At 65.7% G+C, this 3689-nt stretch carries 5 protein-coding genes; 2 read left to right on the top strand and 3 right to left on the bottom strand.

Translation table 11 applies throughout. The features are described 5' to 3' along the window. The 3 genes from yidD to rpmH all read right to left on the bottom strand — a co-directional run. The coding region (gene yidD, locus AC1D15_RS21950) for a membrane protein insertion efficiency factor YidD (protein ID WP_477827635.1) at window positions 1–339 on the bottom strand (339 nt) is incomplete at its 3' end. 2 nt (window positions 340–341) lie between these two features. Continuing rightward, window positions 342–791 carry a ribonuclease P protein component gene (locus tag AC1D15_RS21945; RefSeq protein ID WP_465110104.1) on the bottom strand — a complete coding sequence of 150 codons (450 nt, stop codon included), beginning with the start codon at window positions 789–791 and terminating at the stop codon, window positions 342–344. A 121-nt stretch (window positions 792–912) separates the two neighbouring features. Then, window positions 913–1047: a 50S ribosomal protein L34 gene (gene rpmH, locus AC1D15_RS21940; protein WP_047486751.1), complete on the bottom strand. Its 135-nt coding sequence runs from the start codon at window positions 1045–1047 to the stop codon at window positions 913–915. A 284-nt stretch (window positions 1048–1331) separates the two neighbouring features. Between rpmH and dnaA the strand changes: the two genes are divergently transcribed. Both dnaA and dnaN read left to right on the top strand, forming a co-directional pair. Further along, window positions 1332–2786: a chromosomal replication initiator protein DnaA gene (gene dnaA / locus AC1D15_RS21935; RefSeq protein ID WP_477827634.1), complete on the top strand. Its 1455-nt coding sequence runs from the start codon at window positions 1332–1334 to the stop codon at window positions 2784–2786. Between the two features lie 245 nt (window positions 2787–3031). After that, window positions 3032–3689: DNA polymerase III subunit beta (gene dnaN / locus AC1D15_RS21930; protein WP_477827633.1), on the top strand; the 658-nt coding region annotated here is incomplete at its 3' end.

Below are 3689 nucleotides of genomic sequence, written 5' to 3'. Positions count from 1 at the left end.
GGAAAGGGGGGAAGAAGGGGGACGGGAGGCCGCAGCTGCGCCGGAGTTGGGGCCGGAACGCTGCGCCTCAAGGCGGGTGAACAGGCCGGCCAGCCGCTCGGGCACCGGATCGTGGCCGCCATTGCACCACGGGTGGCAACGCGCCAGCCGATGCAGCGTCAGGTAGCTGCCACCGATCGCGCCGTGCCGCTCGAGTGCCTGCAGCGAATACACCGAGCAGGTCGGCTCGAAACGGCACGCGCTGCCGAGCCACGGGCTCAGGAAGAAGCGGTAGCCGCGCACCAGCGCCATCAACAGGCGTTGCGGCGCGGACTTCAACTGCACGACCAGCCGCGACATCGTCAGGCTCCGGTCCGGGCAGCGCGCGCCATCACCGCCAGCAGCTCGGTACCAGCCGCGGTGCGCAGCGCGTCGGATGCAGCGCTCGGGAACAGCTTGCGATCGAACGGGCTGCGCAGCCGGATCACCCACAAGCCGCTCGGCAAGCCGGCCTGCGCATGCACGACGCGACGGATCTGACGCTTCAGCAGGTTGCGCGTGACGGCCCGGCGGGCATGCCGCTTGGGCACCACCGCACCCAGCCAGCAGGCGCCTTCAGGCAAGTCATCCACAGCTTTGCCCTGTTGAGGTGCCTCGCCTGTTGACAACTTGTGGGCAGCTGCACGAACAGCGGCCACTTTGACAGCAGGCCGGGCGGCGAGGAAATGGACGGCGAAATGCGTGCTGCGGGCCCGGGTGGGCGCCGCGAGCACGCGCTCGAAATCAACCGATTGAACGATTCGCCCGATCACGGTGACGCCCTGGACGCCACGGCCGGCGTTGCTGCATCCAACGCCGCACCCGTTGCCGAAACGGGGGGTGCCGCCGTGGATGCGCTGACTGCGGCTGCTGTTGCGCTTACAGCGACAGGCCTCAGACGGCCAGGCGCTTGCGGCCCTTGGCGCGGCGCGCGTTGATGACGGCGCGGCCGCCGCGCGTCTTCATGCGCACGAGGAAACCATGGGTGCGGGCGCGGCGGGTCTTCGAAGCTTGGTAGGTGCGTTTCATGATGATCAGTCCTGCTGAAGGGGGTCCCAAGCCATGTGATCTTCAATGTGATCACCACACGACTCGACCCTGCATGCTGCTCACCTTGATCATCAAGGTCACAAGAGCCGGGCCTTCGGGAAACCCACTATTACACCAAAAACCCCCTGCCAAGTCAAAGACTTACACGGTGGCATGCGCCCGCGCGCCGGTTTCATCCGGCTGCACAAGACTGTGGATAACCTCGCCCGGCGGGCCCGTTGCACCGTAGAATCCGGCCGCTCCGAGAAGAACTTTTCCACAACATGAGCGCTGATCTCTGGCAGCGCGGCTGCGAGCGTTTGGCAGCCGAACTGCCCGAACAACAATTCAACACCTGGATCCGCCCGCTGCCTGCTGCCGACGTCACTGACCAAGGCATCTCCGGCGCGGTGGCATCACTGCGTGTGCCCAACCGGTTCAAGCTCGACTGGATCCGCAACCAGTACGCCGGCCGGATCGAGGCCGTGCTGAGCGAGCTGGCCGGCAAGCCGGTGCGGCTCGACCTGATGCTCGCGCCGCGCGACAACCCGGTGCCGGTCAGCGGATTCCGCAGCGATGGCCCGGTGCCGATCGCCCGCGCGCTCGGGCCGGCACGGTCGAGCGGCATCGGCCATGGCGGCGGCGCCGAGGTCGCGACGGTGGGTGCGCCCACCGTCGCCGTACCGCGCAGCCCCTCCGCCGCCAATGCGGCCTTGCCGCGCCACCGCCTGAACCCCGCGCTGACCTTCGGCTCGCTGGTCGCCGGCCGCGCGAACCAGATGGCCCGCACCGCGGCGCTGCACGTGGCCGGCGCGCCCGGGCAGATGTACAACCCGCTCTTCATCTACGGCGGCGTCGGCCTCGGCAAGACCCACCTGGTGCATGCCGTCGGCAATGCGCTGCTGGCCGACCGCGCCGACGCCCGCGTGCTCTACCTGCACGCCGAGCAGTTCATCACCGACGTCGTCAAGAACTACCAGCGCAAGACCTTCGACGAGCTGAAGGCCAAGTACCACTCGCTCGACCTGCTGCTGATCGACGACGTGCAGTTCTTCGCCGGCAAGGAGCGCACGCAGGAGGAGTTCTTCAACGCCTTCGAGGCGCTGCTGGCCAAGCGCGCCCACATCATCATGACGAGCGACACCTACCCGAAGGGGCTGGTGGACATCGACGAGCGACTCACCTCGCGCTTCGACGCCGGACTCACGGTGGCGATCGAGCCGCCAGAGCTGGAGATGCGCGTGGCCATCCTGATGCGCAAGTCCGATGCCGAGGGCACCGCGATGCCGGAGGACGTGGCCTTCTTCGTCGCGAAGAACGTGCGCGCCAACGTGCGCGAGCTCGAAGGCGCGCTGCGCAAGATCCTTGCGTACTCAAGGTTCTCGCACAAGGACATCAACATCCAGCTCGCCCGCGAGGCGCTGAAGGACCTGCTGTCGATCCAGAACCGCCAGGTCGGCGTCGAGAACATCCAGAAGACCGTCGCCGACTTCTACAAGATCAAGGTCGCCGACATGTACAGCAAGAAGCGGCCGGCCAGCATCGCCCGGCCGCGCCAGATCGCGATGTACCTGGCCAAGGAAATGACGCAGAAGAGCCTGCCGGAGATCGGTGAGCTGTTCGGCGGGCGTGACCACACGACGGTGCTGCACGCGGTGCGCAAGATCGCCGGCGAGCGCCAGAAGAACACCGAACTGAACCAGCAGCTGCACGTGCTGGAACAGACATTGAAGGGCTGAACGTTTCGACTGACACCAACGCGTGGGGATGTCAAAGCACAAGCCTGGGGACAACTCTCGAACAACACCGGAGATGTCCACAGGCCAGGCGGGTTCCAGGAAGTTGTTGTGCGCGAGTCCCGAAGTTCAGGGGCCTCTGCACACAGGGTTTCGAGGTCTGTAAGCGGTTGATGGAAAAGGGGAAAATGGCGTTCTCCACAAGGAACGCGTTTCCTCTACTAAGACGACTAAATTAAGAGGTTGACATGATTGTCTTGAAGGCAGCGCAAGAAAAAGTGTTGGGAGCCCTGCAGGCCGTGTCCGGCATCGTCGAACGTCGGCATACCTTGCCGATCCTGGCCAACGTGCTGATTCGCAAAACCGGCAGCCAGGTCGAGCTGACCAGCAGCGACCTGGAGATCCAGGTGCGTACCACCGCCGAATTCGACGGCGACGCGAGCAACTTCGCGACCACCGTCGGTGCGCGCAAGCTGATCGACATCCTGCGTTCGCTGCCGGCCGACCAGATCGTCACGCTGAGCACCGCGCAGAACAAGCTGACGCTGCAAGGCGGCAAGAGCCGCTTCACGCTGCAGACGCTGCCGGCCGACGATTTCCCGCTGGTGCAGGAAGCGGCCGACTTCGGCCCGGTGTTCAGCGTGCCGCAGAAGACGCTGAAGATGCTGATCAACCAGGTGCACTTCGCGATGGCGGTGCACGACATCCGCTACTACCTGAACGGCATCCTGTTCGTCGCCGAGGGCAAGAGCCTGACGCTGGTCGCGACCGACGGCCACCGCCTGGCGCTCGCGCAGGCCAACCTCGACGTCGAGATCCCGAAGCAGGAGGTGATCCTGCCGCGCAAGACCGTGCTCGAGCTGCAGCGGCTGCTGAAGGACGAGAAGGACGACAAGGAGAACAGCC

The organism is Rhizobacter sp. P2_H2 (assembly GCF_056403375.1).
The sequence above is the reverse complement of the archived record's forward strand: the minus strand, read 5'-3'. Positions and strand labels throughout refer to the sequence as shown.